The 25308-nt window shown below is 54.2% G+C and carries 22 protein-coding genes; 8 read left to right on the top strand and 14 right to left on the bottom strand.

Annotated features, from left to right (window positions below; genetic code table 11):
• The first annotated feature begins 281 nt into the window (after positions 1 to 281).
• Positions 282 to 1391, top strand: coding sequence for a porin (locus tag BV494_RS02120; RefSeq protein ID WP_104921356.1), 1110 nt, complete (start codon positions 282 to 284; stop codon positions 1389 to 1391).
• A gap of 26 nt (positions 1392 to 1417) precedes the next feature.
• On the opposite strand, the gene BV494_RS25675 is transcribed toward BV494_RS02120, so the two are convergent.
• The gene (locus tag BV494_RS25675; protein WP_192938059.1) at positions 1418 to 1558 is read right to left on the bottom strand and encodes a hypothetical protein; all 141 of its coding nucleotides are present in this window, start codon (positions 1556 to 1558) and stop codon (positions 1418 to 1420) included.
• A gap of 37 nt (positions 1559 to 1595) precedes the next feature.
• Here BV494_RS25675 and BV494_RS02115 point away from each other — a divergent pair, with 37 nt between their 5' ends.
• A complete protein-coding gene (locus BV494_RS02115) occupies positions 1596 to 2402 on the top strand; it encodes a 5'-nucleotidase, lipoprotein e(P4) family (RefSeq protein ID WP_104921355.1) in 807 nt (268 codons plus the stop codon).
• Between the two features lie 875 nt (positions 2403 to 3277).
• Here the strand turns inward: BV494_RS02115 and cirA are convergent.
• The 6 genes from cirA to yieE form a co-directional block, all read right to left on the bottom strand.
• Positions 3278 to 5251: a catecholate siderophore receptor CirA gene (gene cirA / locus BV494_RS02110; RefSeq protein WP_104921354.1), complete on the bottom strand. Its 1974-nt coding sequence runs from the start codon at positions 5249 to 5251 to the stop codon at positions 3278 to 3280.
• A 186-nt stretch (positions 5252 to 5437) separates the two neighbouring features.
• Positions 5438 to 6274 (bottom strand): ABC transporter ATP-binding protein, encoded by an 837-nt coding sequence (locus BV494_RS02105; protein ID WP_104921353.1) that lies wholly within the window; start codon positions 6272 to 6274, stop codon positions 5438 to 5440.
• Positions 6274 to 7356, bottom strand: a complete 1083-nt coding sequence (locus BV494_RS02100) for a FecCD family ABC transporter permease (RefSeq protein ID WP_104921352.1) — start codon at positions 7354 to 7356, stop codon at positions 6274 to 6276. Before BV494_RS02100 ends, BV494_RS02105 begins: the two co-directional genes overlap by 1 nt.
• A 41-nt stretch (positions 7357 to 7397) precedes the next feature.
• Positions 7398 to 8573, bottom strand: coding sequence for an ABC transporter substrate-binding protein (locus tag BV494_RS02095; RefSeq protein ID WP_192938058.1), 1176 nt, complete (start codon positions 8571 to 8573; stop codon positions 7398 to 7400).
• Between the two features lie 211 nt (positions 8574 to 8784).
• Positions 8785 to 10260, bottom strand: a complete 1476-nt coding sequence (locus BV494_RS02090) for an amino acid permease (RefSeq protein WP_104921351.1) — start codon at positions 10258 to 10260, stop codon at positions 8785 to 8787.
• Positions 10261 to 10394: 134 nt separating this feature from the next.
• Positions 10395 to 11264 (bottom strand): DNA-binding transcriptional regulator YeiE, encoded by an 870-nt coding sequence (gene yieE / locus BV494_RS02085; RefSeq protein ID WP_104921350.1) that lies wholly within the window; start codon positions 11262 to 11264, stop codon positions 10395 to 10397.
• 244 nt (positions 11265 to 11508) lie between these two features.
• Here yieE and BV494_RS02080 point away from each other — a divergent pair, with 244 nt between their 5' ends.
• A complete protein-coding gene (locus BV494_RS02080) occupies positions 11509 to 12609 on the top strand; it encodes a YeiH family protein (RefSeq protein ID WP_104921349.1) in 1101 nt (366 codons plus the stop codon).
• 88 nt (positions 12610 to 12697) lie between these two features.
• Positions 12698 to 13555 (top strand): deoxyribonuclease IV, encoded by an 858-nt coding sequence (gene nfo / locus BV494_RS02075; RefSeq protein WP_104921348.1) that lies wholly within the window; start codon positions 12698 to 12700, stop codon positions 13553 to 13555.
• Between the two features lie 497 nt (positions 13556 to 14052).
• On the opposite strand, the gene BV494_RS02070 is transcribed toward nfo, so the two are convergent.
• From BV494_RS02070 to fruB, 4 genes are read right to left on the bottom strand one after another with little or no spacing between them, the layout of a single operon-like run.
• A complete protein-coding gene (locus tag BV494_RS02070) occupies positions 14053 to 14427 on the bottom strand; it encodes a hypothetical protein (protein ID WP_104921347.1) in 375 nt (124 codons plus the stop codon).
• A 39-nt stretch (positions 14428 to 14466) separates the two neighbouring features.
• Positions 14467 to 16164, bottom strand: coding sequence for a PTS fructose transporter subunit IIBC (fruA, locus tag BV494_RS02065; protein WP_104921346.1), 1698 nt, complete (start codon positions 16162 to 16164; stop codon positions 14467 to 14469).
• 15 nt (positions 16165 to 16179) lie between these two features.
• Positions 16180 to 17115 (bottom strand): 1-phosphofructokinase, encoded by a 936-nt coding sequence (gene fruK, locus BV494_RS02060; RefSeq protein WP_056778537.1) that lies wholly within the window; start codon positions 17113 to 17115, stop codon positions 16180 to 16182.
• The gene (gene fruB / locus BV494_RS02055) at positions 17112 to 18242 is read right to left on the bottom strand and encodes a fused PTS fructose transporter subunit IIA/HPr protein (RefSeq protein ID WP_104921345.1); all 1131 of its coding nucleotides are present in this window, start codon (positions 18240 to 18242) and stop codon (positions 17112 to 17114) included. The genes fruK and fruB overlap by 4 nt, the downstream gene beginning before the upstream one ends.
• A gap of 474 nt (positions 18243 to 18716) precedes the next feature.
• On the opposite strand from fruB, the gene BV494_RS02050 reads away from it, so the two are divergent.
• Positions 18717 to 19931 carry a sugar efflux transporter gene (locus BV494_RS02050; RefSeq protein WP_104921344.1) on the top strand — a complete coding sequence of 405 codons (1215 nt, stop codon included), beginning with the start codon at positions 18717 to 18719 and terminating at the stop codon, positions 19929 to 19931.
• On the opposite strand, the gene BV494_RS02045 is transcribed toward BV494_RS02050, so the two are convergent.
• Entirely contained in the window at positions 19928 to 20182 is a 255-nt protein-coding gene (locus BV494_RS02045; protein ID WP_101076044.1) for a YkgJ family cysteine cluster protein, read from the bottom strand. The two genes, BV494_RS02050 and BV494_RS02045, sit on opposite strands and share 4 nt — an antisense overlap.
• A gap of 244 nt (positions 20183 to 20426) precedes the next feature.
• Between BV494_RS02045 and yeiP the strand changes: the two genes are divergently transcribed.
• Both yeiP and BV494_RS02035 read left to right on the top strand, forming a co-directional pair.
• Positions 20427 to 20999: an elongation factor P-like protein YeiP gene (yeiP, locus tag BV494_RS02040; protein ID WP_104921343.1), complete on the top strand. Its 573-nt coding sequence runs from the start codon at positions 20427 to 20429 to the stop codon at positions 20997 to 20999.
• Positions 21000 to 21269: 270 nt separating this feature from the next.
• Positions 21270 to 22739 carry a mannitol dehydrogenase family protein gene (locus BV494_RS02035; protein WP_104921342.1) on the top strand — a complete coding sequence of 490 codons (1470 nt, stop codon included), beginning with the start codon at positions 21270 to 21272 and terminating at the stop codon, positions 22737 to 22739.
• Positions 22740 to 22797: 58 nt separating this feature from the next.
• On the opposite strand, the gene BV494_RS02030 is transcribed toward BV494_RS02035, so the two are convergent.
• The gene (locus BV494_RS02030; protein ID WP_104921341.1) at positions 22798 to 23529 is read right to left on the bottom strand and encodes a GntR family transcriptional regulator; all 732 of its coding nucleotides are present in this window, start codon (positions 23527 to 23529) and stop codon (positions 22798 to 22800) included.
• A gap of 257 nt (positions 23530 to 23786) precedes the next feature.
• Positions 23787 to 24095 carry a YmdA family protein gene (locus BV494_RS02025; RefSeq protein WP_104921340.1) on the bottom strand — a complete coding sequence of 103 codons (309 nt, stop codon included), beginning with the start codon at positions 24093 to 24095 and terminating at the stop codon, positions 23787 to 23789.
• A gap of 216 nt (positions 24096 to 24311) precedes the next feature.
• Between BV494_RS02025 and BV494_RS02020 the strand changes: the two genes are divergently transcribed.
• Positions 24312 to 25286, top strand: a complete 975-nt coding sequence (locus BV494_RS02020) for a CobW family GTP-binding protein (protein WP_104921339.1) — start codon at positions 24312 to 24314, stop codon at positions 25284 to 25286.
• Positions 25287 to 25308: the final 22 nt, after the last annotated feature.

Genomic DNA, 25308 nt, shown 5'->3' with positions numbered 1-25308 from the left:
TTGGGGTCTATTGTCACACAGACCCGCCTTTGACGCAGCCCGAAATCGCGACGAAATACGCCTTCAGATTGAGCATAAAAAGTGGAGGACTTGTAAAAAAAAGAAAAGTTCATTTCTGATTGTCATAAATTGATCACAAATCTGCGGTAAAAAATCCTCGCTAAGAAAATTCCCCACCAGCACGGAATGAATAGCAAAAGTGATGATTAGCGTCTTTCCACAAGACTTCATATAAAGCTTTCACGAAAAGCTTTTAATAAAAAAATGCAGGGTACAAATTCATGAAACGTAATATTCTGGCACTTTTAATTCCTGGTTTACTGATTGCATCAGGAGCTCACGCAGCAGAAGTTTATAATAAAGACGGCAATAAACTGGATCTGTACGGTAAAGTTAAAGGGCTGCATTATTTCTCTGACGCACCCGGCAGTGATGGTGACCAGAGTTACGTTCGTTTCGGTTTTAAAGGCCAGACACAAATTAATGATTTGATCACCGGTTACGGCCAGTGGGAATACAACGTGATGGCTAACCACGCGGAATCCGACAGCAAAACCCCAAGCACCACCGGCACTAAAACCCGTCTGGGCTTTGCCGGTTTGAAATTCGGCAAATATGGCTCTGTCGACTATGGCCGTAACTACGGCGCACTGTACGACGTAGAAGCCTGGACCGATATGTTCCCTGAGTTCGGTGGCGACGGTTACACCAAAGCTGACCGCTTCATGACAGGCCGTACTAACGGCGTCGCAACCTACCGTAACCGTGGCTTCTTCGGCATGGTCGATGGTCTGAACGTTGCCGTTCAGTACCAGGGTAAAAACGAAAATGACAGCCGCAGCAGCAGCACCGCGAACGGTGACGGTTATGCCCTGTCGACCACTTACGCACTGGGTGATACCGGCGTGAGCTTCGGCGGCGCATTCGCCTCTTCTGACCGTACAACCGGCCAGAGCAAGTCCACCTACGGTAAAGGCGATAAAGCTGACGCCTGGACCGGCGGCATGAAATACGATGCAAACGGTGTTTATTTAGCCGCTATGTATGCTGAAACCCGTAATATGATCGCCATTACCGTGCCTGGTGGTATTACTGGTGCGACAGCTGGCAGCGGTTTTGCGAATAAAACCCAAACCTTCGAAGCTGTTGCACAATATCAGTTTGAAAATGGCCTGCGTCCATCCCTGGGTTATGTTCAGACCAAAGCGAAAGATATTGAAAACGTCGGTGATGCAGACCTGGTTAAATATGTTGACGTCGGAGCAACCTATTATTTCAACAAAAATATGTCTGCGTATGTTGATTATAAAATCAACCAACTGTCTGATGACAACAAATTGGCTCTGAATAACGACGACGTAACGGCTGTCGGCCTGGTTTATCAGTTCTGATTTAAGTCAAATACCCTCCCTCATTGTTATTTCTCTGTCTTTGATTTTTTTCGGCCGGACTCACCCTCCGGCTTTTTCATTTCTGCAATTCCCCGGCATATCTCGCGTAATTCATCATTTATCCTTTCACACCCCGCTGAATCTGCTACAGTTTTAACGATTTTCATAAATGCGAATCTTTCTTAACAAGCATAGGGATGACAAATGAACAAAATTTCGCTTTGCACTACCAGTGCGTTGATCATGCTGGCTCTCAGTGGCTGCGCGCAACAAAAGCCGGATGCCCAGCAGAAGCTGAACGACCAATCGGTGATGGCGCTGAACTGGTTCCAGCAATCCGGTGAGTATCAGGCACTGGCGTATCAGGCATTCAACACGGCCAAAATGGCGTTTGACAATGCACAACCGCTGGCAGGACAGAAGAAAGCCGTTATCGTCGATCTTGATGAAACTATGCTTGATAACAGCGCTTACAGCGCGTGGCAGGTCAAAGCGAACAAACCGTTCGACAGCAAAACCTGGTCACAATGGACGGCAGCCCGTCAGGCCGCAGCGGTTCCGGGTGCGGTTGAATTCGCTAATTACGTGAATACCCACGGCGGCACGATGTTCTACGTGTCAAACCGTAAAACCAGCGAATACGCCGCCACCGTCGATAACATGAACCGCCTGGGCTTCACCGGCGCGAATGACAAAACGGTGTTACTGAGCTCCGACACCTCCAACAAACAAGTGCGTTTTGACGCCGTCAAAGCCGCCGGTTACCACGTTGTCCTGTACGTGGGCGACAATCTGAATGACTTCGGTTCCGCCACTTATCATCAGAACAACGATCAGCGCCGCGCCTTCGTAAACCAGAACCATCAGCAGTTCGGCACCCAATATATCGTTCTGCCGAACCCGCTGTACGGTGACTGGGAGAGCGGTCTGGCGAAGGATTACAATAAGTTGTCGCCGGAAGCGAAACTGTCAGTCAGAGAGCAGAATCTGAAGGCGTGGAGTGGGAAGTGATCGCTTTTAGAAAGCTGGCAAACTTTTCCGGTTACACCGGAGCGGGTTTTGGATTATCGCTGGCAGTGAAGGGCTGAACGAGAAGATTTCGGTTTCTCGCGAGCAGTGATCACTTGACGCACTGCACCGAAACCGCCAAAGAGGGAGGAAAGCGCCTCCCTCTTTGATCTCCCACGCTTTTTTCAACAAGCGCTTTCGCTCGCTGGCTATGTTTCAGAAACTCCTGCTATTGCCGCAAACGCCGCCGCTACGCGGTCCTTTCGCTTCGGGTTCGAACCTGCTCGGAAAAAGACTCTCGCTGTTTCTCACCTCTCACTCAACGTCGTTTTGAAAGCGGCCTATGGCTATGTCATTCAAAAGATTCATGCTGGCTGATTTTGATTTGCTCCTTCACCTCTCACGAGGGGAAGGTCGGGATGGGGTGTTGGTTTTCGCAACTCAGTTGCCTGCTAAACCCCCTCCCGGCCTCCCCCTTCGCAGGGGGAGGAGCAAACCAAACCACTGTAATAGGGTGAAAAAGCCTCAAGCCGCTTTCAGAAAGCTTGCCGAACGAAGTGTTTCGAGATCAATGGCTCGAAACCGAGAAAGGGAACCGCGCAGCGGCAAGTTTTCGCGGCAATAACTGTGGCACCTGAAACAGTGCCAGCCAGCGAAAGCGCTTGTTTTAAAAAGACGCGGTGAGTCCAGAGAGGGGCCGTCCTGGCCCTCTCTGGTCGGTTTCGGCGCGAGCCGCTGAGCGATCACTACAATTGAAAAACCGAAACCTTCTCGGTCAGAGCCTCAGAGTCTTCGCGGCCAGCGACAAACCGAAATTATCCCGGTTAACCCTCGCTGCAAGCGAGAAAAAAGCCGCTTTTGCAGCGGCCTCGCTGCAATCAGAAACTATAGTCGATCGCCGCAAAGTACCGGCGTCCGTCCTCGTTATAACTGTAGTCATCCCGGTTCAGGTCTTTATCCGTCAGGTTCAGCACCCCGGCCCGCAGTTTCACGGCTTTATTCACCTGATACGAACCCCCGGTGTTCCAGATGGTGTATCCGCCCGGCGTGGCGTTGCCGTCGGTGACGGTGCGGCTTTGGCCTTTGTAGTTGGCGGAAACGTAGAAACTCCAGGCGTCCCACGGTTTCCAGTCCAGCGTGGCGTTACTGGTATGGAACGGCAGTTCGGACAACGGTTTATTTCCGCCGTTGCTCAGGTCGCGCGCGTCGTTGTAGGTGTAGTTCAGCTTCAGATTCAGCACGTCGGTGACCGGCAGGCTGACTTCGGTTTCCAGACCCCGGATGCGGGCTTTATTGACGTTGTAATAACGGAAGATCGGGTTGCCGCTGGCGTCAAAACCGGCAAAGTTCGCGTAGGTCGGTGCCAGATTACGGTTGGCGGTGCGGATGACGGTGATCATGTCGTCGATGTCGTTCTGGAATACCGTGGCGCTGGCGCTCACATCTTCCAGCCAGCCTTCCTGCCCGGCGTAGTACATGCCGAATTCCACGCTTTCGCTGGTTTCTGCTTTCAGGTCTTTGCTGCCCACCACATTACAGCTGCCGCGGCAGGAAGTACTTTGCCAGTCCGGGCTGAGCTGTAACAGGGACGGCGCTTTGAAGGCCGATGCCCAGCCGCCCTTCAGAGTGACGGTGTCGGTGGCGTTGTAGACCAGATACGCACGCGGGCTCCAGTTGACGCCGTAGTTTTCGTGGTCGTCCATGCGCACGCCGCCGGTCAGCGCGAGGCTTTCGAAAATACGCCATTCGTCTTCGAGGAACAGTGCGTACTGGTTGGCCTGCGTGCTGCCGCCATTTTTCATGTTCACGCCGTCTTCGAGTTTATCGTTACGGTACTCGCCGCCAAACGTCAGGAACTGGTTGTAATCCCCCAGCGGGATCACGACTTTGCCGTCGAGGGAATTATTCTTCGAGGTGATGGTTTCGGCGTTTTTGTTCTCGATGTTTTCACCGTAGAAACGCAGTTCAGTATTCGCCAGCCCCCAACGTCCGTTGTGGCCTACCGAGTAGTTTTCGCGCTCAATACGGTTTTTATCCAGCGTGTCGGAATCTCTGTCCTGACGATCCATTCCGTAACCGAACGTCATATCCTGATCTTCGGTTGGCGTCAGTGAGAATTCCACATTAGCGTTACGCGACGTGTAGCCTTCAATGCGTGGCTGGCTGGTGCTGCCGCTGGCGGAACTGGCCTGATCTTTCTCACGTTTACCCAGCGCGCCGTAGACTTTTACGCCGAGCAGATCGTCAACCAGCGGACCGCTGGCGAAGAAATTTCCGTTGCCGCTGTCGCCGCGATCGCGGTGCTCCTGAACCGTGGTGTCCGCGCTCAATGTGCCGTGCCACGCGGTGCCGACTTTTCGTGTGATGATGTTAACCACGCCGCCCAGCGCATCGGAACCATAAAGTGAGGACATCGGCCCGCGCACCACTTCGATACGTTCGATTGATTCTGCCGGGATCCAGCTTAAATCGAAGTCGTTGTGGCGGAATACGGCGTTGCGGGAATTCACGCGTTTGCCGTCAACCAGAATCAGGGTGTAGCCGCTGCCCAGCCCGCGGATACTGACGCCCTGACGGTTGTCGCTTTCATTGGTGATTTGTACTCCCGGCACATCTTTCAGAACATCTTTCAGGTTCTGAACCGGTTTTTTTTGCAGATCTTCGCGGGTGATGACGCTGATACTGGCTGGCGCATCTTTCAGGTTTTGCTGGATGGCGGAAGCCGTCACCACCATCTGGTCTTCTTTTTCTTTCACTTCAGAAACATCTTCCGCCATCGCAGGACACGCGGCGGCGAACAGTTGAGCGAGCAGCCCGGCTTTGATTGCCGGTGTAAATTTGACCTTAGCCATTTCTTCTCTCCATGAGATAAAACAACCCCGCCGGTGCGGGACGTTGTCATTAAATTCCGTCAAACCGGTAAACGCGGCGCGAACAAACCCGCCCGGTTTATCAGGATGCTTTTATTAGTTTCAGGCTCACAATGTGAAAGGCGGACGCCGCTGCATTGGCGGCGCCCGTTTTTATGTCGTCAGAACTTAAATCGAGGGGTCGCTGACCAGTCCGTCGATGAGGATCTGCGGCGTTCCCTGCGAGCAGCGTTCAATTCTCCCGCGCACACCGTAAACGCGCGCGAGACTTTCCGGGGTGATCACCGCTTCCGGCTCGCCGTCAGCAATCAGATTACCGTCCTTGAGCATCAGCACGCGGTCGCCGTGGCGCAGCGCGATATTGATGTCATGGACCACCACCACCGTCACGATATTGCGTTTTTGCGTTTCCTTGCGCACCAGATCCATCACGTGGAACTGATAGTTCAGATCGAGCGCGCTGAGCGGTTCATCGAGCAGCAGCAGCGATGGCTGGCGGATCAGCGATTGCGCCAGCCCGACCAGCTGTTTCTGCCCGCCGGAAAGCTGATCCAGATAACTCAGCGCCAGATGTTCAATACCGAGCTGGCGCAGCAGCGCCATCACGCTGTCTGTACCTTCGGAGGCTTTTCCTTTACCGCCGGACGCACGCTGCGCCACGATAATGGATTCCAGCACATGCAGATGGACACCGGCGGGCAGCGTCTGCGGCAGATACACCACCTGCTCCGCGCGGCGGGCAAACGGCATCGGCATTAAATCGTGGCCGTCGAGCAGCAACTGCCCTTCCGCCCGGTTCAGCCCGGCCAGCGAACGCAGCAAGGTGGATTTCCCGCTGCCGTTCGGCCCGAGCAGCACGGTGATTTTCCCGCGCGGCAGCATCGGTACGTTCAGATTGCGGATCACAGGACGCTTCGGATAACCGGCGTTGAAATCACGGATTTGCAGCCCCTGCGTGGCGGCATTGAGCAACGTTTGCGGATCGGTTTCGAGCATCGCAGACATCAGACGTTCCCCCTGTGACGAAGAATAATGCTGAGGAAGAACGGCACGCCGACCAGCGAGGTGACGATACCCACCGGAATAATGACGCCCGGCACCAGATTTTTAGACGCCACCGACGCCATCGACAGCACCAGCGCACCAATCAGCGCACTCGCCGGCAGATAGAAACGGTGATCTTCGCCGAACATCAGGCGCGCAATGTGCGGCGCGACCAGCCCGATAAAACCAATCGGCCCGACAAACGCCACCGCCAGCGCGGAAAGAATACTGATACGCAGCAACGTGCCCAGACGTAAACGGCGCACGTCGATACCAAAACTCACCGCGCGATCTTCACCCAGACGCAGCGCAGTCAGCTTCCACGCGCTCATCATCGACCACGGCAGTAAAATCAGAAACGCCAGCAACATCACGCCCAGTTTCACCCACGACGCACGCGCCAGGCTGCCCATCGTCCAGAAAACTAAGCCCTGTAAGGTGTCTTCGGTGGCGATGAACTGCATCAGTGAAACCAGTGCGTTGAAGGTAAAGACCAGCGCGATACCAAACAGCACCACGCCGGAACTGGCGACGCGCGTCCATCGGGTGATGCCGTCAAGCATCAGCGCGGCGAGCAGCGCAAAGATAAAGGCGTTTGCGGAGATAAACCATTGATCCGGGATCCCCGGAATACCGATACCGAGCACGATAGCCAGTGCCGCGCCGAACGCCGCCGCAGAAGAAACCCCCAGCGTAAACGGGCTGGCCAGCGGGTTGTTCAGGATGGTTTGCATTTCTGCACCCGCCAGACCCAGAGACATCCCCACCGCCACCGCCATCAGCGCGTAAGGCATACGGATATCCCAGACAATCACCCGCGTGCCCGGATCCGCCGACGCTGCGTCAAACAGCGTTTTCCACAGCGTACCGAGTGACAACCCCGACGGCCCCATAATGAAATCAATCACCAGTGAGACGATAATCGCCAGCACCAGGATCAGCATGATGAACAGACGGCGGCGGACGATATTCTGATATCGCCCCATCACGCTGTCGTCGGTATTGGCTTTCACCGCCAGCGCGGGTTCGGTCGTTGTACTCATGATTCGCTTCTGTCTCTTTAACGTAAAAACTGACGGCGGAATTACTTCCCGCTTTCCGGTTTAACCGAGTCCGTCCAGTAAGTGCCTGTCGGTTCCACGGCAAGGAACTGCTTATAAAGTTGTTTCTGCGTTTCCTGCGGATCCAAATCCGCAAACTTCGCCGGATAAAACGCTTTGGCAAAAACCTGCACGGCCAGCACGTTATACGGCGAGTTGTAATAATTGTGCCAGATGCCAACACTGCGGCCATCTTCCACGGCTTTCAGCGTGCTGATGCCTTTACGCTGCAACAGCGGCGTCAGGCTGGCACGCGCTTCTTCCGGCGTGGTCTGTGCGCCGAGCACTAAACCGGTTGGCGCAGGATCGCCCGCTTTTGCCGGTTTCCCGCCGCCGCTGACCAGATAAACATCCGGCTGCGCCGCAATCACTTTTTCGAGATTGACCAGACCCAGCGGCCCCGGCAGCAACGGTTTGGCAATATTAACCCCACCCGCCTGATCGATAAAATCACCCATGTTGCCTTTACCGGCAGAACGGCAACATTCATCCGCGGTTGAGGCGCGTAATTCGATAAAAACTTTCGGCTTATCCTGCTCAGGAATGTCTTTGGTCACCTCGGTGACGCGTTTGATGTTGTCCTGATAAAAGCGGATATAGTCCTGCGCCTGTTTTTCGCGGTTCAGCACTTTGCCCAGCAATTCCATGCTCGGCAGGGTATTTTTCAGCGGCGACGTGCGGAAATCCACAAAAACCACCGGCACACCGGCTTTCTGCAACTGTGTCACCAGCGCGCTTTCTTTGCCCGGCCCGTGGCCCGACAAACCAAAAATCGCTAACTGCGGATTTAGCGTCAGCACTTTTTCCGGACTGATGCTGTCCGCGCTGGTGTTACCGATCAGCGGGATTTTGTCTATCTGCGGGAATTTCGCCTGATACGTCGCGTACGTTTGCGGATCGAGCTTACGGAAATCGCCCTGCCAGCCCACAATACGGTCGAACGGCTTCTGGCCTTCGAGCAGGGAAACGGCAAAGAATAAACGCCCTTCTCCCAGCACTACGCGCTGCACGTCATCCGGCACCGTGACCGTTCTACCGGCGATATCCGTGACCGTCACCGCCTGAGCGCTCAGGCTCAACATGCCGAGTGCACATCCTAATAATCCGCCAGCAATTCGTTTACTGAACAGCGTACCGATAAAATTCTGCTGATAATTCATCTTCTTCCGATTCCTTTACGTTTCCCTGAAGTGAGGCTAACAATAAAAGAAATGATAACGATTATCAATGCAGTTTACAGAACCTATCAAGGTTACAGAGAGATCGGGCGCGGGGAAACAGGGCTGAAGTAACAAAGCATTACGGAAAGAAAGGCATAAAAAAAGCGGAGCCTGCGCTCCGCCTTCGCAACAAAATAGCCGATCCGGTCAGTTATTTATCAACGTGTTCCGGGAATTCCATTTCGCTGTATTTCACCACTTTGGTGCCTTTGGTCAGCTTGTAGCCAAACCAGATGATCAGGAACAGTGGCAGACCGATGTACGTCGCCGTAACGCCGCCCCAGTCAATAGTATCTTTCAGGAACGCCTGATAGTTCTGACCCAGCGTGATGATCAGACACAATACAAACGCAAAGACCGGGCCGAACGGGAAGAAACCGGACAGATAAGGCAGTTTTTTCAGGTCAAGACCTTGTGACACATAGCCGCGACGGAAACGGTAATGGCTCACCGCAATACCCAGCCAGGCAATAAAGCCCGTCATACCGGACGTGTTCAGCAGCCACAGGTAAACGGTCTGATTACCAAACATTGAACTCAGGAAGCACAGCGCGGCCACGATGGTGGTGGCGTAAAGTGCATTGCGCGGCACGCCGCCTTTCGACAGTTTGGCAAAAATACGCGGCGCTTTGCCTTCGCTGGCCAGCGTGAACAGCATACGGGTTGACGCGTACATGCCTGAGTTACCGGCAGAGAGCACTGCGGTCAGGATCACGGCGTTCATCACCGCAGCAGCGGACAACAGACCGGCATTACGGAACACCAGCGTGAACGGGCTGACGGCGATATCGCCGACTTCGTTACGCAGCAAGCTTGGATCGGTGTAAGGAATGATCAGGCTGATGACCAGAATCGCCAGAATATAGAACAGCAGGATACGCCAGAAAACCTGACGCACCGCACGCGGGATATTTTTGCCCGGATTTTCGGATTCACCGGCGGCCACGCCAATCAGTTCGGTTCCCTGGAAGGAGAAACCGACGATCATCGCCACGCCTATCATCGAGGCAAATCCGCCTGCGAACGGCGCATCACCGATAGTCCAGTTGTGCCAGCCCGCGGTTTCTGCACCGCGCATAATGCCGGTGATCATCAGCACGCCCACGGCGATGAAGATGATGACCGTGACCACTTTGATCAGCGAGAACCAGTATTCCGCTTCGCCGAAACCGCGTACGGAAATGTAGTTAAGCAGGAAAATCAGACCGAGGAACAAGGCGCTCCAGATCCAGCCCGGCGTGTCCGGGAACCAGTAGTTCATCACCAGCTGCGAGGCCACGAGGTCAACGGCGATGGTCACCGCCCAGTTGTACCAGTAGTTCCAGCCCAGTGCGAAACCGAAACCTTCTTCTACATAACGGGAGCCATACGTGGAGAATGAACCGGACACCGGCATGAATGCCGCGAGTTCACCGAGGCTGGTCATCAGGAAGTAAACCATGATGCCGATCAGTGCGTAGGACAGCAGTGCGCCGCCCGGACCTGCCTGTGAAACTGTCGCGCCGGAGGCGACAAATAAACCCGTACCAATTGAACCGCCGATGGCGATCATCGTTAAGTGACGTGCCTTGAGCTCGCGACGCAGTGTGGGAGCCACCTGCGTATTTTTTGTAGGTTGTTGAGCCATTTTTACCCTATATCCGCTCGTCATTATAAAATTTAAGCGCGGATTGTAGCAAAACCTGCCGCTCTGAATAGCAGGAACGACCTGTTATAAGACACCTTCATAACTGGCCGTGGATCATTAGTGAAAGACCGTAATCAGGATTCGCGACAATAGGTTAAAAACCGTGATAAGGCGTTGGAGATGTGTTTCTGGCGGTGATGAATGAGGTAAAGCTTGCGCACCAGCGGCGCAACCGGCAGCCGGATTTCGACCAGAGAACCACTGCTCAGTTGCTCGGCAATCACACGGCGCGACAGGCAGCTGATGCCAATTCCGTGACGCACCGCGTGCTTGATAGCCTCGGAATTTCCCAGCTCCATGATCAGGTTGAAATCGGGTAACTGCGGCAACAACAGGTGATCCAGCACTTCGCGCGTGCCGGAACCGCGTTCACGCAAAATCCACGGTTCACGCGCCAGCACTTCCAGTGTCACCGTCTGCCCTGCCAGCGGATTTTCCGGCGCAACAAACACCACCAGTTCGTCATCCAGCCACGGCTGGGTGATCAGTTCCGGCAACTGGCACGGTCCTTCGATAAGGCCCAGATCGACACGAAAATCAGAGACGGCGTTAATCACGTCGTTGGTGTTACCCACGTTGAGTTCCAGCGGCGTATGCGGGAAGTCCAGCCGGTAATCCGCAATCATCGCGGGCAACATGTAATTGCCGATGGTGCTGCTGGCCCCGATGCGCAGCGAGCCGTTGTCGTGATTAAACAAACGTTCGATTTCGCCCGCCTGTTCGAGCAGCGCCAGCGCTTTCGGGTATAGCAGACGCCCATGCTCATTAATCACCAGCCGCTTACCGACACGGTCAAATAACTGCACGCCAAGTTGCCCTTCGATATCAGCCAGTGCGGCACTCACAGCGGATTGTGATAATGAAAGCACAACCGACGCCTGCGTGGTTGACCCGCTTTTCAGCACCTCGGCGAAAACTTCAAGTTGTCGCAATGTTATGTGCATAAATGTCCCGCTATCCTCACGCGCCTTACGGCGTCAAGAAATTGGTTCAGAAGAAAAACCGCCGCATAACGCACGCTTTCTCTTTTATAAGTATAGACACGGAGATTGGGGCGACCATTCCGGCCCCGGTTTTCAGCGCATTCTATACCAGTTTTACAGATAGGTTATAAAGTTATAATCAATTTCATTTTTATATAAGCACGGCGTAGCCTTATCGCATCACTCCTGAGATGAGGAAACGACGATGCATACATTGCCGCTCAATAAGCGCGACGCGCTCAAAAATACCGTTCCGCAACCGCTGCGGTTCAGCCGTGTCATTCCCGGCCTGGCGCTGACCGGCGTCATTACCGCAATGGCCGTCTGGCTGAGCGACTTTCCGGCACTGAGCCAGCTCGGGCTCAGTGCACTGACGCTGGCGATTGTTATCGGCATGGTTATCGGCAATACGTTTTATCCTGCCGCCCGGCCATGGTGCGAGGAAGGCGTCACGCTGGCAAAGCAGCGCCTGTTACGGCTCGGCATCATTCTTTACGGCCTGCGGCTGACGTTCGCGCAAATCGCTGACGTCGGCGCAACCGGCATTCTGATTGACGCCATGATGCTGTGTTCCACCTTCGCGCTGGCCTGCTGGCTGGGACAACGCGTGTTTAAATTAGACCGCGATACCTCGATGCTCATCGGCGCAGGCAGCAGTATTTGTGGCGCAGCCGCCGTGATGGCGACAGAGCCGGTGCTCGACGCCAAAGCGGAAAAAGTCACGGTCGCGGTCGCCACCGTGGTCATTTTCGGCACCGCCGCCATCTTCCTGTATCCGTGGTTATGGCAGCTTAACGCGCATTATCACTGGGTGAACTTCACCGCTGCACAGTTCGGTATTTATACCGGTTCGACGGTGCATGAAGTCGCGCAGGTGGTTGCCGCTGGTCAGGGGGTCAGCCCGGACGCTGAAAACGCGGCGGTGATTGCCAAGATGATCCGCGTCATGATGCTGGCTCCGTTCCTGCTGCTGTTATCCGGCTGGATTGCCCGCGGTAAAGGTGTGAAAGAAGCCGGTGAGAAATCAGGTTTACGTAATATCACCATTCCGTGGTTCGCGCTGATGTTCATTCTGGTGGCAGCGTTCAACTCGCTGGATATTCTGCCGCACAGCTGGATCCCACAGCTCATCACGCTCGACACCGTGCTGCTCGCGATGGCGATGGCAGCGTTGGGCCTGACAACGCACATCAGCGCACTGCGTCAGGCGGGGCTGAAACCGATGCTGCTGGCGGCGATATTGTTTGTCTGGCTGATTGCCGGCGGTGCGGGCATCAACGAGCTGGTTCATCACCTTTTTGGCTAATGTTGCGGGTTTTAACACTTCTCTGCTGCGCCTGCCCTGTGCAGGCGCTATCATTCCTGCTTAGATGAAGAATAAATGAGGAGCGGAAATGAAGTTTATAGGAGCACACGTGAGTGCTGCGGGCGGCGTCGATCAGGCCGTGCTGCGGGCACACGAGCTGGAAGCCACGGCTTTTGCGCTTTTCACCAAGAACCAGCGTCAGTGGAAAGCGGCACCGTTGCCGGAAGACGTTATCGAAAAATTCAAAATAGCCTGTGAAAAATACGGTTATCAGAGCAACCAGATTTTGCCGCATGACAGCTATCTGATTAACCTCGGCCATCCGGTCACCGAAGCGCTGGAAAAATCCCGCGAAGCCTTTCTCGATGAGCTGCAACGTTGCGAACAGCTCGGCCTTTCGCTGCTGAATTTCCATCCGGGCAGCCACCTGATGCAAATCGACGAAGACAAATGTCTCGAACGCATTTCCGAATCCCTGAACATCGCGCTGGCACAGACGCAAGGCGTCACCGCTGTCATCGAAAACACCGCCGGTCAGGGCAGCAATCTGGGTTTCCGCTTCGAGCATCTGGCGAAGATCATTGATGGCGTCGAAGACAAAAGCCGGGTCGGTGTCTGCATCGATACCTGCCACGCCTTCGCCGCCGGTTACGATCTGCGTACCATTGAAGGGTGTGAAAATACCTTCAAACATTTCGAAGACGTCGTCGGGTTTAAGTACCTGCGCGGTATGCATCTCAACGATGCGAAAAGCGAATTCAACAGCCGCGTCGACCGCCATCACAGCCTCGGTCAGGGAAACATTGGCAATACAGTGTTCAGCTGGATGATGCGCGACGCGCGGTTTGACGGTATCCCGATGATCCTCGAGACGGTTGATCCGGAGATCTGGAAAGATGAGATCGCGTGGTTAAAGGGGGAGGCGGCGGCTGAAGTCGCGGCTTAAATTTGCAGATAGCCGCTGCAAGTGGCGGCCTTAAAGGCTTGGATCGAGACGATTTCGATTTATCAATGGCGGTGATCGCTCAGCGTCGGGTGCCGAAACCGACAAAGAGGGAGGAAAAGCGCCTCCCTCTTTGATCTCCCACGCTTTTTTAACTGCGCGCTACCGCTCGCTGGCTATGTTTCAGGTGCCACAGCTATTGCCGCGAAAACTTGCCGCTGCGCGGTGCCTTCATTTCGGTCTTCGAGCCTTTCGGTCTCGAAACACTCATTCAGCAAGCTTTCTGAAAGCGGCCAAGGCTATGTAATTCAGCATGCTTTTTGAAAGCGGCCAATGGCTATATCAATCGAAAGTCCAATACCGATTTTTTTGCTTTGCTCCTTCACCTCTCACGAGGGGAAGGTCGGGATGGGGTGTTGGTTTTAGCGGCTCAGTGGTCTGCTAAACCCCCTCCCAACCTCCCCCTTCGCAGGGTGAGGAGCAAACCAACTTACTGTTATCTATAAAAAAAGCCTCCAGCCGCTTTCAAAAATCACGTCGAAACGAGAGGTGGAAAACCGCGTATCTTTTCGCGCGGTTTGTAACCCGAGTGCAGGGAACCGCGCAGCGGCGGGATTTTGCGGCAATAGCAGGAGTTCCTGAAACATAGCCAGCGAGCGGTAGCGCGCAGTGAAAAAGCGAGGAGAGTGCAGAGAGGAAAAGCACTTTCCTCTCTGCTCGGTTTCGGCGCCAGCCGCTAAGCGATCACCGCACATGAAAAACCGAAATTTTCTCGATCCAGCCTTCACTGCAAGTGAAAAACCGAAACTTTCTCGATCCAAGTCTTTAAGACCGTCACTTGCAGCGGCTCTCTGCAAAAAAAAAGCGCGACTCATTTCTAAGTCGCGCTTCTCTCACCTGCTGAACAGCAATGATCAGGCTACTTTAGCCGCCAGCTGCGCATCTGAACGTTTCAGAACCGCATAAGCGCCACCCGCCAGAACCGTACCGGCGATAATCGCCACCAGGTAACCGAGCACCGGGGTGATTGCGCCAGGGATCAGCAGAACAAACAGACCGCCGTGTGGTGCCATCAGCTGTGCATGGAATGCCATGGACAACGCACCGGTCAGCGCACCACCGGCGATACAGCACGGCAGAACACGCATCGGGTCACGGGCAGCGAACGGAATTGCACCTTCGGAGATAAAGCACAGGCCCAGAACCAGCGCCGCTTTACCGCCTTCGCGTTCACTCTCCTCGAACTTGTTACGCGCCAGCAAGGTCGCCAGACCCATCGCCAGTGGTGGCACCATACCGGCAGCCATGATGGCAGCCATCGGTGCGTACACGGAAGAACTCAGCAACGCGACGCCGAAGGCGTAAGCCGCTTTGTTTACCGGGCCACCCATGTCGGTACACATCATCGCACCGAGAATTGCGCCGAGCAGTACGGCGTTCGCAGTACCCAGAGATTGCAGCCATGCAGTCAGACCTGCCATGATTTTTGCCACCGGCGTACCGACAACATAAATCATCACCAGACCCGTAATCAGACTCGCCACCAGCGGGATGATCAGGATAGGTTTCAGGGCTTCCATACTTTGCGGTAACTTCAGCTTGCCGCTGATGGCTTTCGCCACGTAACCCGCCAGGAAACCGGCAATGATACCGCCAAGGAAACCGGCACCGGTGCTCACGGCTAACATACCGCCGATAAGACCCGGCGTCAGGCCAGGACGGTCAGCGATGGAGAAGGCAATAAAGCCCGCCAGAACAGGAACCATCAGCGCGAAGGCAGAAGCGCCACCGATTTGCATCAGCGCGGCCGCCAGCGTGCCTTTTACTTCAAACGCTTTGATACCGAAAACGAAGGAAAGCGCGATACACAACCCGCCCGCCACTACCATCGGCAGCATGTAAGACACGCCGGTCAGCAGGTGACGGTATGGGCCTGTGCCGCCCGCTTCTTTCTTCTTCGCGGTTGACGTTGCGCCCTGTGCATTCGGTGCAAAGACTTCCGCTTCAACCAGTGCTTTATCCAGTTCCTGCTTGGTCTTTTTCAATGCCAGACCGGTAGAGGTGCGGTACATCGGCTTACCGGCAAACTTCGCCAGATCCACTTCGATGTCAGCTGCAACGATGACCAGATCGGCCGCCGCCACTTCTTCAGGCGTGATGGCGTTACCGGCACCGACGGAACCACGGGTTTCGACTTTCACCCACCAGCCACGTTTTTTCGCTTCGCTTTCGATGGCTTCAGCCGCCATGAAAGTATGCGCAACGCCGGTCGGGCAGGCGGTGATGGCAACAATACGTTTTGGACCGGCCGCCGCGGCAGGTGCAGACACCGCAACAGCCGGTGCCACGTAAGGTTTTGCTTCTGTCAGTGCGCGAGCCAGAAATGCCTGAGGATCGCGAACAGCATCCGCCACATCACCGGTATAAACGTTTTTACCTATCAGCGTCGCGTCATTGGGTACGGTTTCACCGGCCACGATCACGACTTCAGCGTCAGCGGCCTGTTCGACCACCTGGTGCCCTGCTTTCTCAGCAGCAGCAGCGAGCAAATTTTTCGCCAGATGGCTGCGAGCCTGTCCCAGCGAACTGTCTATCATCAGCAGCGTTTTCATTCTGCCTCCTGCGGATTAAAAGGGTTTCAGGTCAACACGGGCCATCATCGCCGCGAGTTGCGGACGATCGGTGACACCGACATTACTCTGGCTGACAGCCAGTGCGGCAACAGCCGTTGCCAGGCGGAGCGTATGTTCACTGGATTCGCGCATCAGCAAGCCGTAGATCAGGCCACCGACCATGGAATCACCGGCACCGACGGTGCTGACAACTTCACAGGCTGGCGGTTTGGCGATCCACGCGCCAGACGCGTTAACCCACAATGCGCCTTCAGCACCCAGAGAAATCACCACATGGGCAATTCCCTGATCACGCAAGGCGTGCGCGGCTTCTACCACGTCACTCAGTTCTGGCAATTTACGGCCAGCCCAGATTTCCAATTCGCGGCGGTTAGGTTTAACCAGCCACGGTGCAGCTTTCAGACCGGCAACCAGTGCTTCACGGCTGCTGTCGAAAATGATGCACGGACACTGCGCGCGCAGACGTTTCATCCAGTCGGTGAATGCGTCAGGGTCAACGCCCGCTGGCAGGCTGCCGCTCACGGCGACCATGTCGAACTGGCCCAGCCATGACAGGGAATCTGTCACGAAACGTTCCCAGTCGGCAGGCGTCACATTAAAGCCGGAGAAGTTGAAGTCGCTGACTTCGCCATCTTTTTCGGTCAGTTTGACGTTGATGCGCGTACGGCCATTCACGACCTGGAAACGGTTAGCGATACCCAGATCGCTGAACAGTAACTGGAAGCCGTCCTGATTCTCTTTGCCCAGGAAGCCACCCACGGTGACGTCGATGCCGAGATCTTTCAGCACTTTCGCAACGTTGATGCCTTTACCTGCGGCGTGCAGACCGGTGGTTTGCACCAGATTGACTTCACCGCGTTCGATTTCAGGCACATAGCCCACTAAATCGTACGCCGGATTTAAGGTAATTGTGGCGACTCGACGGCTCATGCGCCCTCCCCAAGACCTTCGGCAATCGCTTCACCGATGGTTTTTAATGCCAGTTCTGCATCTTCACCGCTGGCGGTAAAGCGCAGGTGGTGACCTTTTTTCACGCCCAGCGCCACGACTTTCATCAGGCTGCGGCCGTTGGCAGGTTTACCGCTGCCATCAAGATTGGTCACGGTGATTTCACTGCTGAACTGTTTTATAACATTCACTAATGCCGTGCCCGGACGCGCATGCAGACCATGTTCGTTACGGATAACGAATTCAGCGGTCAGCACGTTGGCTTGTTCTTCGACTTCGCTGGTCAGCAAGGCCAGCACACCCACCGCATCTGCCGTCAGCAAGCGTTCAGCTTTATTGGCAATCAGCAGGTCGCTCAGGTAATTCAGCACGTCCAGCGGCTGGTCGTCTGCGACGGAAATCGTCAGCAGCATAGAAACCTTTTCGCCTTCCAGATCAAATGCCTGCTGCGCGCGGCTGACGGTGGCAGCACTTTTCAGGTTGCCCTCCGTGCTGTCGCTCAGCCAGATACCGTGACCCAGATTCAGCGGTTTACGGCTGATCACATCACTGACGAAAGCGGTATCAACGGCACCAATCTGTTGCAGACGGCCTGCGTTCAGCGCCTGTAATGTGATCAGGCTTTCGGCCGCCACATCAACAGCAATCAGTTGGGTATCAAACAGGAATTCAGCGGCATTTTTCTCGCCCATCAGCAGGCTGCGCAGTTCTTCAGCAGAATCTGTTTTTGCCAGACGCTCAGCCACGCTGTCGTCACTTAAGACGTGCGTCAGCTGACGCAGCAAACCGAGGTGTTCGTCAGAACGCGCCGCGATGCCGATCACGACGTAAGCAGTCTGACCTTCGCCCCACGCGATGCCCTGCGGGAACTGGAAAACCTGGACGCCGGTATCAAGTACCAGATCACGGGTATCGGTGGTCCCGTGCGGGATAGCAATACCGTTGCCAAGGTAAGTCGACGTTTGCAGCTCGCGCGCTAACATGCCGTCTACATAGCCTTCGCTGACGCGACCGGCCTGTGTCAGTGCTGCTGCGACCTGGCGAATGGCTTCCTGCTTATCGCTGGCAGCCGCACCGAGATGAATATCTTGCTGTGACAGTTGGAACATAATTCTCCTCTCCTGCTGAGATTGAATCGTTTCAGCTTTACTGAGAAAAAAGGAGCGCCATCAAATTTCAGGAGAGAAACCGACAACGCTGAAACGTTTCAAGGAGTCTTAATCCGGCCTGTTTTTAAATCAAGCTTTCCCTGATTTGGCGTAACAATTTTTTGATGCCACGCACAGTTTCCTTTTTTAAGACGCCCTGAAGCCCATAACTTAACGCAAATGCTGAAGTCAGGCTGAAGCAGCCAGAAAGAGAATAGCTGAAGTCAGCTGACCGGGTTGAGATTGATGTTCTCCTGTTACCAGACGCGTACTGCTTTGGGTTGTTTTTAACACAATGTGCGGTTTTATTATTCAGTATGGCAAATACACTCCGGTTTACCTTTTTGATGATCAAAACCTGTTTTTGTTTTTTTTAAACTGTCGTAACATTCGCGCAAATTTCGTCCCCCCTCTTCACTCTGGTTCAGCTATCTCATGCGAATTTCTACAACGTCAGCCCGCCGCTTACCCGACATGACGTCGACTGCTTTTTTGATCATCGCCTTTCTCACCGGTATCGCCGGTGCCTTACAGACGCCGACGCTCAGCCTGTTCCTGACCTCTCAGGTGCACGTCAGCCCGTTCATGGTCGGCATTTTCTTTACCGGCAGCGCGGTGATTGGCATTTTCGTCAGCCAGTTGCTGGCGACCTGGTCGGACAAACGCGGTGACCGCAAAACGCTGATCCTGTATTGCTGCATTCTGGGCGCGCTGGCCTGTGTTCTTTTCGCCTTCAACCGCAACTACTTTATTTTGCTGTTTGTCGGCGTTTTATTGTCGAGTTTCGGATCCACCGCCAACCCGCAAATGTTTGCCCTCGCGCGTGAGCATTCCGAAAAAACCGGGCGCGAAGCCGTGATGTTCAGCTCCATTTTGCGCGCACAGGTTTCTCTGGCCTGGGTTGTCGGGCCGCCGCTGGCTTTCGCCCTGTCGATGGGATTCGGATTTACGTTTATGTACTGCGCCGCCATGCTGGCCTTTCTGCTGTGCGGCGTGATGGTGTGGATGTTTCTGCCTTCCATGCCGAAAGCGCGCATCAAAACGACCGCGACGCTGGAGGCCCCGCGCCGCAACCGCCGCGATACCCTGATGCTGTTTATCGCCTGTTCCCTGATGTGGGCGGCCAACAGTATTTATCTGATCAATATGCCGCTGTACGTGGTGCGCGAGCTGGGCTTGCCGGAGAAACTGGCGGGCGTGCTGATGGGCAGCGCCGCCTGTCTGGAAATCCCGACCATGCTGATTGCCGGATATCTGGCAAAACAGTTAGGCAAGCGTTTCCTGATGCGGTTTGCCGTGCTGGCGGGGGTGATTTTCTACACCTGTATTTTGTTCACGACCGGCGCGGCGGCGATGATTGCTTTACAGCTGCTGAATGCGATTTTCATCGGCATTCTGGCCGGTATCGGTATGCTGTATTTTCAGGATCTGATGCCAGGCCAGGCGGGAGCCGCGACAACGTTGTTCACCAACTCGACCCGTGCGGGCTGGATCCTCGCCGGTTCACTGGCGGGCGTGATTGCGCAATTCTGGACGTATCACGCGGTGTTTTACGCCGCACTGGTGATGGTGGCGGGCGCGGTGGTGTGTATCTGGAATGTGAAAAACGTCGACGAACCCGCGAAGGAAACGCCGGAGACCGTGGCTTAAGGCGCGGTATCCGCTTCGAGTTTGATGAGATAAGTCAGTGCCTGGTCGCGGTGCGTGAAGCACATCTCGCGGCTGGCCTGCAGGCTGCCGCAGACTTTAGGCCGCAGCGGCGAGGTGAAAATCTGGCACAGGAAGTTATCGGCCAGATGAATACAGCGGGTATTCGCAGGCTTGCCGTCCGGCATTCCGGGGATCGGGCTGGAAATTGAAGGCGCTATGCAACAGGCTCCGCAATCAGTACGACAGTCCATTAACAGCCTCCTCAGGCCTCATTTTGAGGCGCGACAATAGCAGGCACTGAACAGCGCCACCAGCGAAATATTTACGACTCTTTAACACTGTATATCGAACATTTTTACGACCGGCGGGCAGACCGCAAAAAATGCGTCACAAAGCGGATTTTCCCGACTCTTTTTGCGCTATCTGCTTGCCTGAATTCAGCGGCGCGGGTAACGTGTCGAAAATTATTATTCTCTCTGCTGACAGGTTATTTATATGGCACGTGCTAACGAAATTAAACGCGGCTTCGTTGTGAACTACGACGGCAAATTGCTGCTGGTAAAAGACATTGATGTGCAGAGCCCAAGCGCCCGTGGTGCCAGCACCTTATACAAAATGCGTTTCGCCGATGTACGTACCGGCGGCAAAGTAGAAGAACGCTTCAAGGGTGACGACATTCTCGACACCGTGACCCTGACCCGCCGTAAGGTGAATTTCTCCTACGTTGACGGTGATGAGTACATCTTTATGGATGACGAAGACTTCACGCCTTACACCTTCAACAAAGCGCAGATTGAAGAAGAACTGTTGTTCATCCCGGAAGAAGGTTTGCAGGGTATGATGGTTCTGACGCTGGACAGCCAGCTGCTGGCGCTGGAAATGCCACAGACTGTGGATCTGGAAATTGTTGAAACCGCGCCGGGCATCAAAGGTGCGTCTGCCAGTTCACGAACCAAACCGGCGGTGATGTCCACCGGCCTGAATATTCAGGTGCCAGAATATCTGAGCTCCGGCGACAAAATCCGCATTCATGTTGCTGAACGTCGTTATATGGGCCGCGCTGACTAACCTCATCCGCCCACTTTTTAAGGGAACGCCACGGCGTTCCTTTTTTTGCTCTGCATTTCCCCTCACAAATATCTCAGACACTCGATCTGCATCACAAAATGAGTGGCTATCTGGACTTACCAATTCCCCTTTCTATCATATGACTTTACACTCTAAAGCCTGATTTCGGCTTAAATCGTCGCTTTATCCAGCATATTTTTCCACTGACGGGTAAACAGCTCCAATTTGGCCTGACCAATTTATCAATTTCTGACTTGCCTGGAGTATTGCATGAAAACTATTGCCACAGCGTCCCTGCCAGCAGCAGTGTCATTACCTGGTTATGATCGTGACGTATTGAAAAGCCGCATTGTTCATCTCGGATTTGGCGCTTTCCATCGCGCCCATCAGGCATTGCTGACCAACCGGGTGTTAAACCAGCAAGGCGGCGACTGGGGGATCTGTGAAGTCAGCCTGTTTGGCAATGAGTCGTTAATCAAAAGTTTACGCGTGCAGGATCATCTTTTTACCGTGCTGGAAAAAGGTGCGGAAGGCAATCAGGCGATTATCGTCGGCTCCGCGCATGAGTCAGTCCACGGCGGGATCGACGGACTGGATGCCGTGCTGGCAAAACTCACCGAGCCGCAGGTAGCGATCGTTTCGCTGACCATTACCGAAAAAGGCTATTGCATTGAACCCGGCTCCGGCGAGCTGGATCTGCAAAACCCAAAAATTCAGCAGGATCTGGCCGGGGGTCAGGCCCCCTGCACAGCACCCGGCGTGTTAGTGGAAGCCCTGCGTCTGCGCCATGAGCGCGGTCTGTCCGGCTTTACCGTGCTGTGTTGCGACAACATTCCTGAAAATGGTCTGGTGGTCAAAAACGCCGTTCTGGGTATGGCGAAAGCCCGCTCCGCTGAACTGGCGAAGTGGATCACTGAGAACGTTTCTTTCCCAAGCACCATGGTTGACCGTATCGTTCCGGCGGCCACCGATACAACACTGGAAGAAATCACCGAAGCGCTGGGCGGCGTGACTGACCCGTGCGGCATTGCCTGCGAACCGTTCATTCAATGGGTGGTGGAAGATCACTTTGTTGCAGGCCGTCCGGACTGGGAAAAAGCCGGTGCGCAGATGGTTTCTGACGTTCTGCCGTTTGAACAGATGAAACTGCGGATGCTGAACGGCAGCCACTCGTTCCTGGCTTATCTCGGTTATCTGGCCGGATATCAGCACATCAACGACTGCATGGAAGATGCGAATTATAAAGCTGCAGCCCATCGTCTGATGTTACACGAACAGGCACCGACGCTGAGCGTTGAAGGCGTGGATCTCACAGCTTATGCCGACAGCCTGATTGCCCGTTACTGCAACACAGCCCTCAAACACCGTACCTGGCAAATCGCCATGGACGGGACCATGAAGCTCCCGCAACGTATGCTCGATTCCATCCGCTGGCATGTAAAAAACGGCGGTTCGTATGAATTACTCGCGCTCGGCGTTGCAGGCTGGATGCGTTACGTTGGCGGCACTGATGATGCCGGTCAGCCTGTCGAGATTAAAGATCCGATGGCTGAAACTCTGGCTGAAATTGTGGCATCGACTGAAGATGGCGAGCCGCGTGTCAGAGCGTTACTGGCGCTGACGGGCGTATTTGGTGAGCAATTGCCGCAGGAAGAAAAAGTGGTGCAGGCTATTCTGAATGCCTATGCCGATCTGCAAAGAATTGGCGCGAAGAAAACCGTCGCGAAATACGTGGGCTGAAAATCCATCGTATGAAGAAACGGCTGCTCCGGCAGCCGTTTCTCATTGTGCCACAGGATCAGTCGTTCAGTTCGGACGGCACGGATGAAAACAGGAAGCCGTCAAAAGACGGATCATCAGCATCTGAGACTTTGAGCAGCATATCTTTCACATTTTCCAGATGCTGCCACATCGCCTGTTTCGCGGCTTTGGCATCACGTCGTAATACAGCCTGCAGGATGGCCTGATGATCCAGAAGCCATATCTGACTGTAGTTTTTATCCCCGACGTGCTGATGAATACCCTCCCACATCGCGCTGCGCTGACGGATTTGCCATAAATCATCCACCAGTTTGACCAGCACACTGTTTTGCGATGCCTGCGCCAGGAGGGCATGAAAACGCTGATCTTCAACATCGTCCGAAACACCGCGTGCAATACAACTTTTCTGCGCTTCAATTGCATCACGCATTTGCAAAATGTCAGTTTTGGTGGCCTGCATGGCCGCAAACGCTGCCACTTCGCTCTCCAGCAATTGCCGCGCCTGCAACAGTTCAAACGGGCCGTAGCCACGGTCGGCGTCTTCCGTCGGCAAAACGTCAGGCTGATGCAAGACGTAAACGCCGGAACCTTTACGGACTTCAACGACTTTCTCAAGCTCGAGCATAATCAGCGCTTCACGCACCACGCTGCGACTCACTGAGTAAGATTCAGCAATATCACGTTCCGGAGGCAGACGGTCGCCAGGGGCGTATTTTCCGGCATGGATATCACGGCGCAGATGGCTGCCAATCTCCTGATAAAGTCGCATAGTGTCGCCCCGCTGGTGATGCTATAAAATTGGTCCTACACCTGAAACGGCTTTTTGAGCCGCACAGAATGCCTGATACAGAAGAAAAATTATAACATGCGGGCACAAAGGGGGAAGAACCGAAGGGGAAAACTGACGGCCCGATCAAAATTGGGCCAGCCAGTTTTCAAAGTTGTCGGGCCACTTTCACCTTATTCAACGACTGGGGAAAATGTCCGGCAATAAACTAATCAATAATTCTCATCATTTATCCGGCTTCAGTTGTATGACACCGTCATAATCGCCAGATGAGGATTGTTGTTGACCTGCTGCGTCGTAACGTGTCCTAAAGACAGCGGAAGATTAAAAGAAAGCGGGTTCGAGGTGCTGATTTGACGCGTCTGAGTGACCTGCGCACCGCCCCGCTCACAGTTGCTGACCAGCTGATTTCCACCGGTTTTAAAGTTACACCCACCTTCAACAATTGCGCCATAAAAATGGATAGTACCGGTCGAACCTGCGCTGGCATACTGCATCATCCCTGAGGCCAAAACTCCCAAAAACAGCATCCATTTGGTTCTGTTCATGGTGACACCTCATTTGAATTTACATTTTTAAAATTCACGATACATCCATTTAACATTAATACATCTAAACCCATGCGCACCCTTTTTTGGCGCAAAATAATGGGGTGCCGCGACGTCAAAACTAAGCAATCCATGTTATCCATCGGCACAACGCTGGATTTTCTTAAATCGAAATTGCACATTGGCGTGTGAATTTTTTAAAAAGGACGCGTGAAAATGACCAAAACCAACCTGATCACCGGCTTTCTGGGCAGCGGAAAAACAACGACGCTACGCCATTTGCTGGCTCAGAAGCCTGAGGGAGAAAAGTGGGCTGTATTGGTAAACGAATTTGGTGAGGTCGGCATTGACGGAGCATTACTGGCCGACAGCGGCGCAGTGCTGAAAGAAATTCCCGGCGGATGCATGTGCTGCGTTAACGGCCTGCCGATGCAGGTTGGCCTCAATATGTTATTGCAGCAGGCAAAACCGGATCGTCTGCTGATTGAACCCACCGGGCTGGGCCATCCGAAACAGATCCTTTCTTTATTAACGTCTGACGTTTACAAAAACTGGCTGACGCTCAACGCGACGTTATGCCTGATGGATCCTCGCCAGTTAAGCGATCAGCGCGTCATCAATAATGAAAACTTCCGCGATCAGCTCGCCTCGGCGGATGTCATTGTCGCCAATAAATCTGATGTAACGCAGGCGCTGGACAATCAGGCGCTGGACGCGTGGTTCAGTCAGAATGGCGACGGACGTCAGTTGGTGATTGCCACTCAGGGAGAAATTGACCCCGCCCTGCTCGATTTACCTCGTCGCAATATCGCCGAGTTGCCCGATGGCAAACATCATCATTCGCAGGTTTCTGCGCGCGGGCTGGCCGCGTTGAGCCTGCCGGAAACCCGGCGCTGGCGTCGGGCGTTGAACGAAGCCGACGGTTACACCAGCTGCGGATGGATTTTCGATGCGGACACCGTATTTGAGACGGCAGGCATTCTCGACTGGGTACGCCAGGCACCGGTTGATCGTGTGAAAGGCCTGCTGCGAATTAAAGAAGGGACGTTAATGGTGAACCGTCAGGGAGATGACCTGCGGATTGAAACCAAACCGGCGGCGCCCTCAGACAGCAGAATTGAGCTGATTACTCGCGATAAAGCACAATGGAACACATTACAATCCACCTTGTTGAAGATTCGTTTAAGTTGATCGGATTAAGTTAACGCCGACC

Origin of the sequence: Rahnella sikkimica (assembly GCF_002951615.1) — a bacterium.
Taxonomy (GTDB): domain Bacteria; phylum Pseudomonadota; class Gammaproteobacteria; order Enterobacterales; family Enterobacteriaceae; genus Rahnella; species Rahnella sikkimica.
The sequence above is the reverse complement of the archived record's forward strand: the minus strand, read 5'-3'. Positions and strand labels throughout refer to the sequence as shown.

What these genes read in the sequence shown, in the direction of transcription:
- BV494_RS02095 (WP_192938058.1), bottom strand. Translation starts at nt 8,573, where the DNA reads ATGAATTATCAGCAGAATTTTATCGGTACGCTGTTCAGTAAACGAATT.
- yeiP (WP_104921343.1), top strand. Translation starts at nt 20,427, where the DNA reads ATGGCACGTGCTAACGAAATTAAACGCGGCTTCGTTGTGAACTACGAC.
- BV494_RS02120 (WP_104921356.1), top strand. Translation starts at nt 282, where the DNA reads ATGAAACGTAATATTCTGGCACTTTTAATTCCTGGTTTACTGATTGCA.
- BV494_RS02025 (WP_104921340.1), bottom strand. Translation starts at nt 24,095, where the DNA reads ATGAACAGAACCAAATGGATGCTGTTTTTGGGAGTTTTGGCCTCAGGG.
- BV494_RS02035 (WP_104921342.1), top strand. Translation starts at nt 21,270, where the DNA reads ATGAAAACTATTGCCACAGCGTCCCTGCCAGCAGCAGTGTCATTACCT.
- BV494_RS02020 (WP_104921339.1), top strand. Translation starts at nt 24,312, where the DNA reads ATGACCAAAACCAACCTGATCACCGGCTTTCTGGGCAGCGGAAAAACA.
- BV494_RS02070 (WP_104921347.1), bottom strand. Translation starts at nt 14,427, where the DNA reads ATGAGTCGCGCTTTTTTTTTGCAGAGAGCCGCTGCAAGTGACGGTCTT.
- BV494_RS02080 (WP_104921349.1), top strand. Translation starts at nt 11,509, where the DNA reads ATGCATACATTGCCGCTCAATAAGCGCGACGCGCTCAAAAATACCGTT.
- BV494_RS02050 (WP_104921344.1), top strand. Translation starts at nt 18,717, where the DNA reads ATGCGAATTTCTACAACGTCAGCCCGCCGCTTACCCGACATGACGTCG.
- yieE (WP_104921350.1), bottom strand. Translation starts at nt 11,264, where the DNA reads ATGCACATAACATTGCGACAACTTGAAGTTTTCGCCGAGGTGCTGAAA.
- fruB (WP_104921345.1), bottom strand. Translation starts at nt 18,242, where the DNA reads ATGTTCCAACTGTCACAGCAAGATATTCATCTCGGTGCGGCTGCCAGC.
- BV494_RS02090 (WP_104921351.1), bottom strand. Translation starts at nt 10,260, where the DNA reads ATGGCTCAACAACCTACAAAAAATACGCAGGTGGCTCCCACACTGCGT.
- fruK (WP_056778537.1), bottom strand. Translation starts at nt 17,115, where the DNA reads ATGAGCCGTCGAGTCGCCACAATTACCTTAAATCCGGCGTACGATTTA.
- cirA (WP_104921354.1), bottom strand. Translation starts at nt 5,251, where the DNA reads ATGGCTAAGGTCAAATTTACACCGGCAATCAAAGCCGGGCTGCTCGCT.
- BV494_RS02115 (WP_104921355.1), top strand. Translation starts at nt 1,596, where the DNA reads ATGAACAAAATTTCGCTTTGCACTACCAGTGCGTTGATCATGCTGGCT.
- BV494_RS02045 (WP_101076044.1), bottom strand. Translation starts at nt 20,182, where the DNA reads ATGGACTGTCGTACTGATTGCGGAGCCTGTTGCATAGCGCCTTCAATT.
- BV494_RS02100 (WP_104921352.1), bottom strand. Translation starts at nt 7,356, where the DNA reads ATGAGTACAACGACCGAACCCGCGCTGGCGGTGAAAGCCAATACCGAC.
- fruA (WP_104921346.1), bottom strand. Translation starts at nt 16,164, where the DNA reads ATGAAAACGCTGCTGATGATAGACAGTTCGCTGGGACAGGCTCGCAGC.
- nfo (WP_104921348.1), top strand. Translation starts at nt 12,698, where the DNA reads ATGAAGTTTATAGGAGCACACGTGAGTGCTGCGGGCGGCGTCGATCAG.
- BV494_RS02105 (WP_104921353.1), bottom strand. Translation starts at nt 6,274, where the DNA reads ATGTCTGCGATGCTCGAAACCGATCCGCAAACGTTGCTCAATGCCGCC.
- BV494_RS25675 (WP_192938059.1), bottom strand. Translation starts at nt 1,558, where the DNA reads ATGAAAATCGTTAAAACTGTAGCAGATTCAGCGGGGTGTGAAAGGATA.
- BV494_RS02030 (WP_104921341.1), bottom strand. Translation starts at nt 23,529, where the DNA reads ATGCGACTTTATCAGGAGATTGGCAGCCATCTGCGCCGTGATATCCAT.